The sequence below is a fragment of the Peribacillus asahii genome, assembly GCF_003570725.1.
Taxonomy (GTDB): Bacteria; Bacillota; Bacilli; order Bacillales; family DSM-1321; genus Peribacillus; species Peribacillus asahii.
This window is the reverse complement of record NZ_QWVS01000038.1, coordinates 17,868-31,450: the sequence shown is the minus strand read 5'-3', so window position 1 is coordinate 31,450 and position 13,583 is coordinate 17,868. Positions and strand designations below refer to the sequence as shown.

The following is a 13,583-nucleotide window of genomic DNA, read 5'->3' as shown; positions in this document are numbered from 1 at the left end:
GAGCGAAGGACATTAGCCGCTAGGGCGCTGGAACTGGACAATTCTCAAAATCAAAATTTATACTTTCATATTATCCAAAGAAAGAGAGCGGACGGGCGGCGCCGCCAGCTCTCTTTCTATTAATTTTCCTTTTTCAAAGCGGTTAACTCAGGCCTTTTCGCCTCCTCTTTGTTATCATCAGATACTAATTCCTTTGCAGCACTTTTAAATTCGGTTAATGTACGGCCAAATGCACGGCCGATTTCCGGCAGCTTGGAAGGTCCGAAAATAATAAGAGCGATAACGAGTACTAAAATTAACCCTGGAATACCAATATTGGAAAGCATTTAGGTTCACCTCCCTTTCTTAAGAAAATGGCAGTTAATTGGTATTGCAGCGTTCTTTCTGCCATTTCCCCTGTTCCTTCATGTTCTGCTTAAGTTTAATTAGAAACTGCTTCGCGTTTGCTTTTTTTCTCCATTTGCTTCTGATGCGCGCGGTCATGGGCACGATGACGGTCTTCTTCCACTTCACTAGACATTTGGACACCCATAGGCACCGTAGTAGTAGCTACTTCCTTCAGACCTTGCTGATTTTTTTGAAAAACAAATGATGCTCTTGTGGAGATATCGGCTCCAGGCTTGGTCACGAATGGAACAACACGATAATCGGCACGCCATTGTTCCGGAGTGACCTGGCAGCGAACGTAACCGCGGTAATTATTAAAGAATTTGATGTGCGGGTTGTCCGATAAAGTTTTCGCCGTATCTGCACGCACATCTGAGCCATCTCCTCCTGATGTGATTGAGGTTCCGACAAACTCCGCTCCAAAAATGGGGGCCTCCGGATTGTTGTAATCAGTCGTCAGGTTCGAAGCCCAACTTGCATGGACATCTCCAGTTAGAACAATTATGTTGTTGATGTCTCTGCCGGCAACAAAGTTGGTAATATGCTGGCGTGCGGCCGGATAACCGTCCCAGGAATCCATGCTGAATTTTGGTGCTGTGCTGGATCCTGATTTACGCTCTGCAAAGAAAATTTGCTGGGCAAGGACATTCCATTGAGATTTCGAGTTTCCCAGATTATCGAGCAGCCATTTTTCCTGCTCTGGCCCGAGAAGAGTCCGGTTTGGATCCAAGGATTCCGCTGTATGTGCTTTCGATCCATCTCCATTTGCTTGATCATCACGGTATTGACGAGTGTCAAGAACATAGAAATTTGCCAAATCACCGTAGCTGAAATCACGGTATAATTGCATGCCGCCATCGTGAGGCAATGAAGACTTGCGCAGCGGCATATGCTCGTAATAGGCCTGGTAAGCAGCGGCACGGCGCTTGATAAATTCTTCAACAGATTGGTCTTTTTCAGGAATAACATTGGCATAGTTGTTCTCTACTTCATGGTCATCCCAAGTCACGATCCACGGGAAAGAAGCGTGTGCAGCCCTAAGATGTTCATCTGAACGATACTGGGCATAGCGGTTGCGATAATCTTCAATCGTAATGATTTCATCGCCACGATGAGCACGCACATTGCCTGTTGGCGATAGATATTCGTTTGTACCGTATTCATATATGTAATCTCCGAGATGGAACACTAGATCAAGATCCTCTTTTGCCATATGCTTGTACGCCGTATAATAGCCGTGCTCAAACTGCTGGCAGGAAGCAAAAGCAAACGTCATGCTGGCTACGCTGGCGCCAGGCGCTGGAAGGGTTTTTGTTCTTCCAACAGGGCTAAGTTCATTTCCGCTCTTGAAACGGTAATAATATACGGTATTCGCCTTCAGACCGCTTACTTCAAGGTGGACAGAGTGTGCAAGGTTTGGGGAGGCATGTTCTGTTCCCCGTTGAATGATGTTGCGGAAGTTTTCATCGGTCGCGAGCTCCCATTGGACCGGAACGATATGAGACGACATTCCCCCGCCGTTTAACGGATCCGGAGCCAGCCTTGTCCACAATACAACACTGTCAGATAACGGATCACCAGAGGCGACACCAAGCGTAAAAGGATATTCCTTGAAAACCGGAGCAGCCTCTACCTTAAATCCCCCCATTGAATTTGCGATAGCCAGTCCCAGGGACAATCCCGCAACCTTTCCTGCACCTTGAAGGAAGCTGCGACGGTCAACATTCTTGTTCAAATTTTCTTGAGTAAACTTTCTCACTAATTCGTCCAAAGATCTCTCATTCGTCATGATTCTTTTCTCCTCTCGGATTGAATTTCTTAACCACGACGTTGATTATAGTGAATATTTGTTAATTGACTGTGAAGATTTGTAAATAAAGGAGTTAGCCTGATAGTAAAGGATAATAAAATAGTAGATTGGGCTTTCAGCTTATAAGAGGATATTTTTCACAAAAACAGGTAACCAACTTGCTGTTCAACGGGAATTTCCCCCGATTATTGGCAGTCTTTTTTTCCTGTTTTTTTTAATGTTTTCTTCAAAGGAAATTTACAAACTGGAATGCTTTCCATCCGTTTCACTAGTGCTAAATCATTACTAAAGAAATCATACAAAAAAGATCTACTCCAAATAGAGTAAATCTTTTCGTGTCATAAGCGGATATTACATCATGCCGCCCGTAAGATGAGAATGTGTAATATCGTTAACGTTGTGTGCAGAAAGTGCGGTATATCAAGTTTTTTCTGAATATGAGGTGTAACATCTTTAACGAAAGTTCACCTTTTTCCACTTGATTGCGTTAGCAACATGTTAGCATTTTTCAACGTACATTCAGCAGTACACAGCTGCTTATTTTCCAGAAAAAGTAAATTGGATGAAAAGAAAGTCTTGACAATCTTCATACTTGAAAACTACGACGCTATTTATACAACAATAGTGAATTAGAAAAATGCTTTAATACTTGCTAGGACAGTGAGTACACCTACAACAATGACAAACACATTACTCATTTTCCCTCTGTATTTAGCTAGTACAGGTACTTTACGGATTGTATACATTGGTAATACACATAGGATAGCAGCAACTAGCGGACCACTGAGGGTATCAATGAGTCCAAGAATACTTGGATTTGCATAAGCAACATACCAGCATGTTAATACGACAAAAACAAGGATCATTGTCTTAACTGTTTTTTCTTTTACATCTTTTCCGCGTGCTTTACTATACTCGATAATCATGTCACGCATTACCTCGTATGCTCCCACATAATGGCCAAGGAAGGACTTTGTTATGGCCACAAAAGCAATGATAGGAGCTGCCATAGTAATAATAGGCGAATTAAGCTCATTAGCAAGATATGATAATATTGACAAGTTCTGTTCTTTTGCCATTACAAGATCATTTGGAGTCAAACTCAAGACACTGCTCCAAACAAAGAATATAACAACTGAGAATGTCATTATATAACAAACTTTTTGTATTTGAGCACTTTTGGCGTCAGTAGCTTCTATTCCATAGGTTGCTCTCTGTTTCATAACAAATGACGATATTATAGGAGAGTGATTAAACGAGAATACTATGATCGGTAGTATAATCCATATCATTCCGAAATATCCTGTTCCTGTTGTAACAGTTGAAACACTTGAAAAACTAAGCATTGACGTATTCCACTGTGGAATCAAAGATATTGCGATAAAAAGCAGAGAAGCTATGAAAGGATAGACTAGCATACTCATTATCTTTACAGTGATATCTTGACCAAAATTCAATATAACTATAAGACCGAGTACTAATACAAGCGATAGAATGGCCCTTGGAGGCTCTTTCATGTGCAATTGATTCACGATGAAACTACTTGCTGTATTTGTAAGTGCAACCGAATACATCAGCACTATTGTGTAAATGGAGAAGAAATATACGATATTAAAAATTATACTTGCCTTTTTTCCAAAATACTCTCTTATCGTACCTGTAATCCCCTCTTCAGCAGAATTGGAAGCGTATATTATTTTAGCAAGTGCCCTATGCGAATAATACATTATAGGAAATGCAAGTATGGTAATTAACAGTAATGATAATAAACCTCCTGAACCTGCATTAATAGGTAAAAAGAGTACTCCTGCTCCGATTGCTGTTCCAAAGAGGCTCAATGCCCAGGTAGTATCTTGCTTATGCCATTTTTCGGGATCTAGATATTTTTCATTTATTACTGCAGTATCTTCAGCATGTAATTCTATTTTTTTAGCAGTATTCCCATGCATCGGTAATTCCTCCTTGTATCCTATTCTTAGGCCTCTTTTTAAGGCTTAAACCATTCCTGAAAAGTGAATTACTATATTCTTACTACCTTTTTTTATTGAAATAACCCTCCTAATATATTCATATTAAAATAGTCACTTGTAAAAAAATAAAAAAGCCCCAAGATACACCGGAGCTCGACTTCAGATAGGTAGATAATGGGGATAAAAAATGAATTTATCTCCATACTTATATACACAATCTCGTAGTCAAGCTATTTATGGTAGCTTGGTAGAAACTTTTGGGCCATATTCCCAGGATTATACGAGAACCGTATTTAATTTTTACTAACACATAGTAACACCAGAAATCCCAACCGTCAATAAAACACGAATATTTTCCTACCTAACTAAACATAATGTTCGGTAATTGTGCGAGTAGTGTGAATTTTTAATAAAATCATCATCTCGAAATATTATCCTGACTAACCATTAAGTCCCTATATATTTTTAGGCCTTTTTATGTTGAAAATATACTAGTGGATAACTTTTTAGGAAAATAACGAAGGCAACAATGGAAAGAGGTATAATGGAAAACGCGGAATTAGTCATTTCTGATTTTGACGGCACTTTATACGAGGGATACAGATCATTTCGTTTATTATTCGGAACAATTAAAAAACAGCTGCCAGAAGATGTACAGCTCCTTTTTACAAAAGAATACAGAAAGATAGTATCTAGAGAACATGTTGTCCCGGCTAATTTTATGTATACCCAGCACGGGAGACTTTTAGGGTCCCAAACTGTGCATGTAACCAAAAAATAAAAAGGCTTCTCATCAATTTGTACCAATTAATGAGAAGCCTAAAATTATATACATTACTTTATCATTTCACATTTTTCTAGCTAGGAAACCTTTACTTACAAGAGGATTTCCGGGCAGATTACATCATGCCGCCCATTCATTTTTGTATTGAATAAGGAGAAATACCTTTTAAATATTAACCTTATATAAAGATTTGGGCTCCATTTAACTTAATAAAAAGCAATAATATTAAAATAAGCCGAGGACAAATCAGAGGACAAAAATCCCCCTTTCATTGTCCTCCTTTATCTCGTAGCTCAAATACCCACAAAATCATGGACCAACTGATTTATAGTTTTCTTGTAAAACCTACTCCATCAAACGTTTTGTTACACCAGCTCTAAGATCTTCTCTTACAGCATCATCCAAATAGGATTTAGCCATATTACTTAGGATTCCCGCGACTCTTGGATAACTAAATTCGAGTGCTTTGACCCAATTCTCGTACTTTTCGGTCAACTTCCTCTCGTCGTCCCCACCTGTTCCACAGCCAAGCTCTATTGCCGACTCACGAACCTTTTGAACCCATTTTACAATCCTGGCCGGGTCTAATTCACCTTCGCTGTTATGACCGGGAATGGCTGATATCTTCTCCAAAAGACTATAAGCCGCCCCTGTAAGCCACTCTTTGGCCTACAGTCCCCTTGCTCAAGGAGGCTCTTTAAGAAGACAGCTTTTAAACAATCCACTATTCATGATATTGCTGACAAATACAATGTCCAACCATTACAAATCGCTATTGCTTGGACCATCCGTTCGAATAACGTCATCGCTATTCCAAAAGCGGTTCAAGATGAACATGTTTTAGCAAATGCTGAAGCAGCAACAATTGAGTTTACTGAAGAAGATCTCAGTAGAATTGATCAAGTATTTCCTAAACCTACTAGGAAAATGCCATTGGATATTATATGAAAATTCACTTTAAAAAAGGACTCTTGTTGGAGTTGCTGACAATCTAATAGGAATTTCAAAAAAACTGTGTAGAATTTATTCCATACAGTTTTTTTATCGGGGAAATTTAATATCCTTATCTAAGTATTTTGGCATCAAAACGCTATTTAGTTAATTTTTGTTTAATGTTAATCGTTAAAAAGAGAAAAGGGACATACAAATATATAAAATAGAAGCCGACAGATGAGTATAAATCAACTAATCGTTCTATCTGTTTATGGCTCTCTAATACATTAGAGAACAAAAAGAATAAAAAGAGGCAAATGAATAAGCTGATACGTTGTTTGATATTTACTAACTTTTTGAGTCCGCGGCAGACTGCCCATAGATGCTGGCAAATATGAGGCAATACGACAAGGAACAATAAGGAAACGACAATATATTCAACTCTTTCTATGAAAGGCATTTCCGCAATTTTAAGTAAAGTTAAGGTCGGCCAAATCGTATGTTTGAGATGCTCTTCATTAAAGAAAACAAAAGTAATGATTGTTATGGAAAGGTATAGGAAGATTGTAAACAAAACCCCGAAATGAGCCCATTTTTTTGATTTTTCAGGATTCTTGATAAATGGATAGAACATGAGTAGAGTCTCAAAGCCAAGAAACTGAAACACCATCTTTTTAGATGATCCTAATATTTCATTAACCGAGTGATTAAAAAGAGGCAGTAAATGATTGAATTGGGCAAATTCTAAGGAAAAGACTAAAAGAGGAAACAGAAAAACAAAAGGTATAACTGTTCCCCAGAAACACATCCCGGTAATCACACGAAACCCACTGGAAACAATGTAATAAAGAAGGAATAGAAAAATCACGCTTATTTGCCATGTCTTCATTAAAGGAAACATCCAAGCTTGAACAACATCAATATAAGCACGGAAAACAATCAATCCCACTACAAAAAAATAGATGATGATAAAAACGTTTAATAACCCGCCAATCCATTTCCCAAAGCAAAATTGATGGATATAAATGATATCGTTATTAGCAATTGTAAGAATACGATATATCATCCAAACTAAAACATGAATGCTTATACCGGATAATAGGACGGAAATCCATGCATCGTAACCGGCACTCTTTATAATATCTCTTTGAAAACTCAGGATTCCCACACCAATAATATTAGAGTAAATCAGAAAGAAAACGAAAAAAGGAGATACTAAAAATCGTTCATCGGTTAAAGTTTGCACATTATTCCCCTCCTCTTCAAAAATGAAATCCTTACTCTCCGACACCTATTTGTATAATATTCACCTTTGTATTGACTGTAGTTTTAAGATGTGGATACATATCCTGAAACCGGCTATAATTCCACTTTCTTGATTTTGCTCTAACCATTTCTCCAAACCCGATTGGATCTACTTGGTATTCTTGAAACAACGAGATTAATTGCTGGACTTCTTCATTAAAGTGTTTATTCAAAACATTTTCTATTTTTAGGATATCTTTATTTACGGTTACATTAAGCCAAGGCGGGACATCTTTTATCTGAGTATTCATCGTTAAATCGATAGATATGTTCGGAACTTGACCGATTTGACTAATTGTATAATGAGCTTTTGCATCCAGATTTTTCAATGAAATAAAACCATCCTTTTTATTTTCATTGATTTTGATGTAATAGCGTCCATTTTTGGCTCCATCAATTAGCATTTTTACAATAAATGACTGATTTAAACTAATATGATTTATATACTTGCCATTCTTAAATAAAGCTAATCCATTAATGTGGGCTCTTCCCTCCTCTATGGTAAAGTAAGGCAAATACGGATCTTTACCTTTATCGTAAAAATTTTCCAAAAATAGGTGTAAATTCATTTTGGGCAACTTTCCATTCTGTATATTCTGATTAATTTTTTCGCTTAAATGGAAAGGAAAGTTTGTATGTTCACCTGATATTAATATATCTTCTGCTGTATGTTCGGCTATACCCAGCTGCACTCGACTTCCCACAATCGGATCCCGTTTAAGGCTTTCTATAACCGGATTAATCCCTTGTTCCGCAAACTTCTTGCCGAACAATACTAAACGTAATTGGCCTATTTCGATTGAATGCGCAGACTTTGTATTCAATCTCGGGAGGATATCATCATACGAAGGAGATTTTGTCGTCAAGATATTTAATTTGGTTTGTCCTTTTTCTTTGAACGTAGGATAGATAGCCGTACCCTTGATTTCATCCTCATGCTGATCATAACCAATCGATTCGATAATCTGAACTTGATCAATAGTCCTTTCATTCTCGCACCCAGTTAGGAACACAATGAAGCTAACCGCAAAGAAAAAACGTGAGTTCATACCTCACCTCGTCTATTATTTTCTGATCAATCATCAAAATCGTTTTTCTTTTTGATCTGGTCACTTGGATGATATCTCCAAAGTGATCGAGGTCGTAAATAACTTGGTCTTTTTGAAGTGGCATTATAGGACGAACGTATAATGCTATCCGCAAAATCTTTACGCCTAAATGGATATAAGGGAACGGTATAGGGTGTACCTAATGATTCTAAACGTGTCAGATGAACGATCAAAAAGCTTATTCCTAAAACAATCCCTAATCCGCCCCATATGGATGCTAATATAATCAAAGGAAAACGTAAAAAGCGTATGGTGTTCGACATTTTATAAATCGGTGTAGTAAAAGAAGCCAAAGCAGATAGGGCAACAATAATAAGCAACACATTGCTTGTAAGTGCTGCTTCAACAGAGGCCTGGCCTATTACGATGCCACCTACGATTCCCAGCGTTTGTCCCACCTTAGTAGGTAACCGTGCTCCAGCTTCACGTAAAAGTTCAATCGTCAATTCCAAAAAAAGTACTTCTAATAACGGTGTAAACGGAACGTTATTACGTGAAAAGATAAGGGGACCGAGTAACACTCTTGGAATCATTTCATAGTGATATGTCAAAACAGCTATGTATATAGAGGTTGCAAAAACTGAGAAAAACACACTAAAGATACGTATCAAACGAAAAAAAGACGCAATAATCCAAGGTAAATAGTAATCTTCAGGCGAAACAAAAAAATCCAGTAATGTGGAGGGGCCCGTGACGGCATAAGCCGATCCATTACTAAAAACAGCTACTTGTCCGCTAATCAAAGCAAAGACCGTTCTATCAATACGTTCCGTGGATAGAAGTAGCGGAAAAGGTGTTAAGGAATTATCGGTTATGATTTGATGAAGCTGAGAGGAATCAAAAACCACATCAAAATCGATATTTTGTAATCGTTGAGTCATCGTTTGAATATGCTGCTCATTTGTAATCCCTTCAATATAAGCGATGATGACTTTAGTATGTGACATAGACCCTATGTGAATGTCTTGGATAATTAAATTAGGTGTACTGATTTGCTGCCTTAGTAAATGTATATTGATATCGACATTTTCAACAAATCCGATTTGAGGTCCTATGACGCTGAACTCATTTTCAACGTTATTTTGCTCACGCAACCCAACTTTGTCATTGGCTAAATTAATTAAAGCACACTTATAATCATTTTCTTTCATTTGCAGAATAGCATACCCTTTAAGGAATTTCGATTCGATCACTTCGATGTTGTCTGTAATCAAAATATCTTCAATGGGAATCGTATTCCTAATATCCTCAATGTTCTTGATGTGACCAATATTAAAAGACGGTTCTTGAAAAGCATATAATACTTTGCACTGAAATTGTTCTAGATCAATTAGTGTGTTGTAGTAAGAAAGGATGAAATGTCCTGTTTTATTTATAAGTGAAAGTTGCCTAAAATCACTGGATTTTTTTGCTTTAGTAAATAAATGGTTAATATCTTGAGGACCTATTGCTTGTTTCTCAATTTTTTTTTTAAAGAACCGTTGTTTAAAGGACATATAATCACCTCATCACTTAGAGCCACTCATGGTTATCTATATTATGGTGAAATTTATATTCAAATATACTTTTTGACTAAAAAGTTTACTATCTCTTCTTCAAATTTGGATAGATGCTTTTGGTATTCCAGAAGCATTTTTATATACATTTCCATGCTTAAAATATGGCTTTGGTACAGATTTTCCCTAAAGGGATTTTGGCTTGCGTCAGCTAAAAGGGCTATTGCTTTTGTATTAGCCCACATTGATGGAGCTCCTTGGACATAACTTTTTTATTGTGTTATTCGCCTGCTTCCAAGAGACTTTGAGATGTAGGAAATTCAAGTAAGGTGAGGAGAGAGAGACAACAGAATATAAGTCCCAAAAAACTCCTCTATATACTGGAAACACTTGATCCAAGACGGCTTGGAATTGCAGTTTTGTTTGCACATATATCCCCGTAATATTTTTGTGCTGCCTGGTCAGGTTTCGAAGGTTCAAGAGCTGGATTCCGCGTTTTTTATAAGGTTCCAAATCCTCTTTGTAATACATCCCGCAGAGATGATTGGTATCAATTATATCTGTCTTTACCTTTCTAAAACTTGAACTCTTTGCCCGATAAGAGACTAAAGGGTTAACAATCTTTTAAACTTTTTATTATTATAAATTCTTCTTGTGTCAACCCTTCTATACCCGCACACTCCTTTACCTGATCTTTTAATCGAGCAACTCTTATTCAAATATTCTTCAAGAATAAGATTGATAATTTTAGTTTTGATTCTTTTTTTCTATGTATTAACTTTGAAATATAGTCCACTTCTTCTTCGAACTTTGCAGCTAAATCCCATATTAAATGCATATAATTCTTATTTTATGCTCAGTTTAAAATCAACCATATTACCCCGAACTACATAAGAATCAGCTTTTTGATTGTTTATACCATACTGTTTAGGCCTTTCCAAAAATGGGGTCTTATTTGTATTGCCATAATTGAAAAAGTGGGAAACAACTACTCAAAAAACAACGAAATTAACGAAATAAAAGAGGAGGGCCCATCTCTATATCATTCCAAATATCCAAAAATATATAAAATTCGAATGAAAGAAAAAAACTGACTCAATAAAGTCGTCTTTAACGACCTTTTGAGTCAGCCCCCCAGTATCACCCAACATAGGTAAGTCTTTCACCATTTTTGAATACTTTTTTAATCGTGCCACCGCCAAGGCATTCTTCTCCTTGATAGAATACAGCCGATTGTCCCGGTGTAATCGCTTTTATTGGCTGATGGAAAAGCACCTGTACTTGATCATTTTCCAAAAGGCGGACAGTCACTTTATGATTTTCTTGACGATAACGGAATTTAGCTGTGCATTCAAATTCCTGTGGTTTCTCTATATTGGATACCCAGCTGACTTCGTCGGCAATAATGGAATCAGAATATAGTTTTTCATGATGAAACCCTTGTCCAACATAAAGAACATTACGCTTTAAATCTTTTCCGATCGCAAACCAGGGTTCACCTGAACCGCCAATTCCCAGTCCATGGCGCTGGCCAATAGTATAATACATTAATCCATCATGCGTACCCTTAACTTCACCATCAAAGGTTTCCATCTTCCCATTTTTAGCAGGAAGATAATTGCTTAAGAAATCTTTAAAATTCCGCTCGCCAATGAAGCAAATTCCGGTACTGTCTTTTTTCGTTGCAGTCGCAAGGCCTGCTTCCATGGCAATTTCACGAACTTTGGATTTCTCAAGTTCACCTATCGGGAACAGTACTTTGCTGAGCTGTTCCTGTGATAATTGGTTAAGAAAATAGGTCTGGTCCTTATTTTGATCAATCCCCCGAAGCATTTTATATTCCCCATCACGATAAACAACCCGAGCATAATGACCTGTTGCCACATAGTCAGCTCCAAGGTTAATCGCATGCTCTAAAAAGGCTTTAAATTTAATTTCTTTGTTACACATGACGTCTGGATTAGGTGTTCGGCCAGCTTTATATTCCTCTAAAAAATAAGTAAAAACCTGGTCCCAATATTGTTTTTCAAAATTAACAGCATAGTATGGAATTCCTATTTGATTGCAGACGCGAATGACATCATCGTAATCTTCAGTAGCCGTACAAACTCCATTTTCATCTGTATCGTCCCAGTTTTTCATAAAAATACCGATAACATCATAGCCTTGCTGTTTTAAAAGAAGGGCTGCAACCGATGAGTCCACACCACCAGACATTCCAACAACAACTCTTATATTTTTTGGATCCTTTGTTGCCAATTCTATCACCTCGACTTTCCGTGTAAACATACTTTAAAAGATTTATTTTCTTAAGCGCCTCACACACAATGCTTGCGGTTTCATGGGCAGCTTCGACAATCTGTTCATCTGTCGTGTTGAAACCAAAACTAAACCGAATGGAATTGATCAAACGCTCTGAATCTTTCCCAAACATTGCCACAATCACATGTGAAGGTTCAACTGATCCTGCTGTACAAGCTGAACCGCATCCGTATGAAAAAAGGCCTGATGTTCTGCCAGTATCTGGCCAATTTCTGCAATTGGCTGTAGTGTTCCGACTTCATTGTTGCCATACATGACAGAAACGAGAATTGTATCATCCCTTAAAGCAGCCTTAAAATCATCTAAACGAATTCTGCCTGTTTCATCTACTGGCAAATAGGTAACTTCACATCTTTAATGGCATCCCTAATTCGAATCCAAAGCTCCCTTTTTTGCCTGCCCCTCTACGCTAACAAATTATTTAAATATTCAGGTCAATGCTTTACTTAGCGGAAACTTTGGCTTGAACCTCAATTTTTACATCTGCTTTTTTCAATAGATTTCCCACTTCGCATCCCTTTTCTGCCGCTTCTGCAGCTCTTTGTGCTGATTCGATCTGTTCTTGATTTGCATCAGAAGATAAAACAATATGTGGATAATGCGTAATTTTAAACTCATTATCAGCAATGTTGGCCTCAGAATCCACCGTAAGCTCCACTACAGGTAACTTTCTACTTTCGAGCACAAACACAAGAGTTGCTGTATAACAAGTTGTCACAGATGAAACAAGTATCTCTTTTGGATTTGCTCCATCCCCGCTTCCTCCTATGGATGCAGGTATTGCAATTTTTGTTTCAAGGAAGTTTGCATTAAGCGTTCCATTCCCTTTTACTCCGTCATTCCAAACAGCGTTCACATTTACTTTCATATTAGCCATGTTTAACACTCCTCAAAAAGTAAAAATATATTGGATAATCGCAAATTTTTCACGAAAAATGAATATTTCCAAACACGTTGTAATTTAATTTAAAAAATCTATATATAATTTGTATAAGTTTTAATGTACCCCATCAACAAGCTGATTGATTGAGTTTAACTTGGAAGAAAGCTCAATAAACCATGCTTCATCCCCCGTTGATAATGCCAAGTCTATTAGAAATAGAATTTGTTGCTTGTTTACCGCCTTAGAAAGTGGCAGTTTCCTAACATTTTTACTTAAAATCGGAATTGTTTTGCCAAGCGTTTTACGATTGTCACTCGTAGCAACCGTTACTTTAACAACTCCATCCAGAATACTCTGTGACTCAATATAACCAATTATTAATTCCCCATCCCCTGATTTTCCCTTAATCCAATCACCTGTTTTCAAAACGGAATTACCATTCGTCAACATCCTTTTTCACCTTCTTAAGTTATTTTTGTATTTTATGAATGTAATCAAGAAAGAACCTTTTTTTAAGCTACAGTCATCGGGGATATATCACCTAGATGAATCTGTAATATTTTTTATTACATTTAATAAAAAGA

11 protein-coding genes, 3 pseudogenes and 1 riboswitch are annotated in these 13,583 nt (G+C 37.3%); of the genes and pseudogenes, 2 read left to right on the top strand and 12 right to left on the bottom strand.

The window, feature by feature from the left end; all coding sequences use genetic code 11:
* Positions 1–119: 119 nt before the first annotated feature.
* The 3 genes from D1953_RS16790 to D1953_RS16780 all read right to left on the bottom strand — a co-directional run bounded on the left by D1953_RS16790 (position 120) and on the right by D1953_RS16780 (position 4,146).
* Positions 120–326: a twin-arginine translocase TatA/TatE family subunit gene (locus D1953_RS16790; RefSeq protein ID WP_119118317.1), complete on the bottom strand. Its 207-nt coding sequence runs from the start codon at positions 324–326 to the stop codon at positions 120–122.
* 95 nt (positions 327–421) lie between these two features.
* On the bottom strand, positions 422–2,176 hold the full coding sequence (locus tag D1953_RS16785) for an alkaline phosphatase D family protein (RefSeq protein ID WP_119118316.1): 1,755 nt from the start codon (positions 2,174–2,176) through the stop codon (positions 422–424).
* A gap of 650 nt (positions 2,177–2,826) precedes the next feature.
* On the bottom strand, positions 2,827–4,146 hold the full coding sequence (locus D1953_RS16780; protein ID WP_119118315.1) for an aromatic amino acid transport family protein: 1,320 nt from the start codon (positions 4,144–4,146) through the stop codon (positions 2,827–2,829).
* Positions 4,147–4,369: 223 nt separating this feature from the next.
* A riboswitch (purine riboswitch) is annotated at positions 4,370–4,471 on the bottom strand.
* A 240-nt stretch (positions 4,472–4,711) separates the two neighbouring features.
* On the opposite strand from D1953_RS16780, the gene D1953_RS16775 reads away from it, so the two are divergent.
* The gene (locus D1953_RS16775; protein WP_119118314.1) at positions 4,712–4,948 is read left to right on the top strand and encodes a hypothetical protein; all 237 of its coding nucleotides are present in this window, start codon (positions 4,712–4,714) and stop codon (positions 4,946–4,948) included.
* A gap of 348 nt (positions 4,949–5,296) precedes the next feature.
* Here the strand turns inward: D1953_RS16775 and D1953_RS16770 are convergent, their stop codons facing one another.
* Entirely contained in the window at positions 5,297–5,584 is a 288-nt protein-coding gene (locus tag D1953_RS16770; RefSeq protein ID WP_119118313.1) for a hypothetical protein, read from the bottom strand.
* Positions 5,585–5,615: 31 nt separating this feature from the next.
* Between D1953_RS16770 and D1953_RS16765 the strand changes: the two are divergent.
* Positions 5,616–5,899 (top strand): annotated as a pseudogene (locus D1953_RS16765) (aldo/keto reductase); the annotation flags it as partial.
* A 142-nt stretch (positions 5,900–6,041) separates the two neighbouring features.
* Here D1953_RS16765 and D1953_RS16760 read toward each other — a convergent pair.
* The 8 genes and pseudogenes from D1953_RS16760 to D1953_RS16720 all read right to left on the bottom strand — a co-directional run bounded on the left by D1953_RS16760 (position 6,042) and on the right by D1953_RS16720 (position 13,449).
* Positions 6,042–7,130: a GerAB/ArcD/ProY family transporter gene (locus tag D1953_RS16760; RefSeq protein ID WP_119118312.1), complete on the bottom strand. Its 1,089-nt coding sequence runs from the start codon at positions 7,128–7,130 to the stop codon at positions 6,042–6,044.
* Between the two features lie 31 nt (positions 7,131–7,161).
* Positions 7,162–8,238 carry a Ger(x)C family spore germination protein gene (locus tag D1953_RS16755; protein WP_119118311.1) on the bottom strand — a complete coding sequence of 359 codons (1,077 nt, stop codon included), beginning with the start codon at positions 8,236–8,238 and terminating at the stop codon, positions 7,162–7,164.
* Between the two features lie 26 nt (positions 8,239–8,264).
* On the bottom strand, positions 8,265–9,794 hold the full coding sequence (locus tag D1953_RS16750) for a spore germination protein (protein ID WP_119118310.1): 1,530 nt from the start codon (positions 9,792–9,794) through the stop codon (positions 8,265–8,267).
* An 89-nt stretch (positions 9,795–9,883) separates the two neighbouring features.
* Positions 9,884–10,415 (bottom strand): annotated as a pseudogene (locus D1953_RS16740) (IS110 family transposase); the annotation flags it as partial.
* Positions 10,416–10,934: 519 nt separating this feature from the next.
* A complete protein-coding gene (gene mnmA / locus D1953_RS16735; RefSeq protein ID WP_119118307.1) occupies positions 10,935–12,083 on the bottom strand; it encodes a tRNA 2-thiouridine(34) synthase MnmA in 1,149 nt (382 codons plus the stop codon).
* Positions 12,084–12,117: 34 nt separating this feature from the next.
* A pseudogene (locus tag D1953_RS16730) lies at positions 12,118–12,464 on the bottom strand (aminotransferase class V-fold PLP-dependent enzyme); the annotation flags it as partial.
* Positions 12,465–12,558: 94 nt separating this feature from the next.
* Positions 12,559–12,993, bottom strand: a complete 435-nt coding sequence (locus D1953_RS16725; RefSeq protein WP_119118306.1) for an OsmC family protein — start codon at positions 12,991–12,993, stop codon at positions 12,559–12,561.
* A 120-nt stretch (positions 12,994–13,113) separates the two neighbouring features.
* Positions 13,114–13,449: an IDEAL domain-containing protein gene (locus tag D1953_RS16720; protein WP_119118305.1), complete on the bottom strand. Its 336-nt coding sequence runs from the start codon at positions 13,447–13,449 to the stop codon at positions 13,114–13,116.
* Positions 13,450–13,583 lie beyond the last annotated feature (134 nt).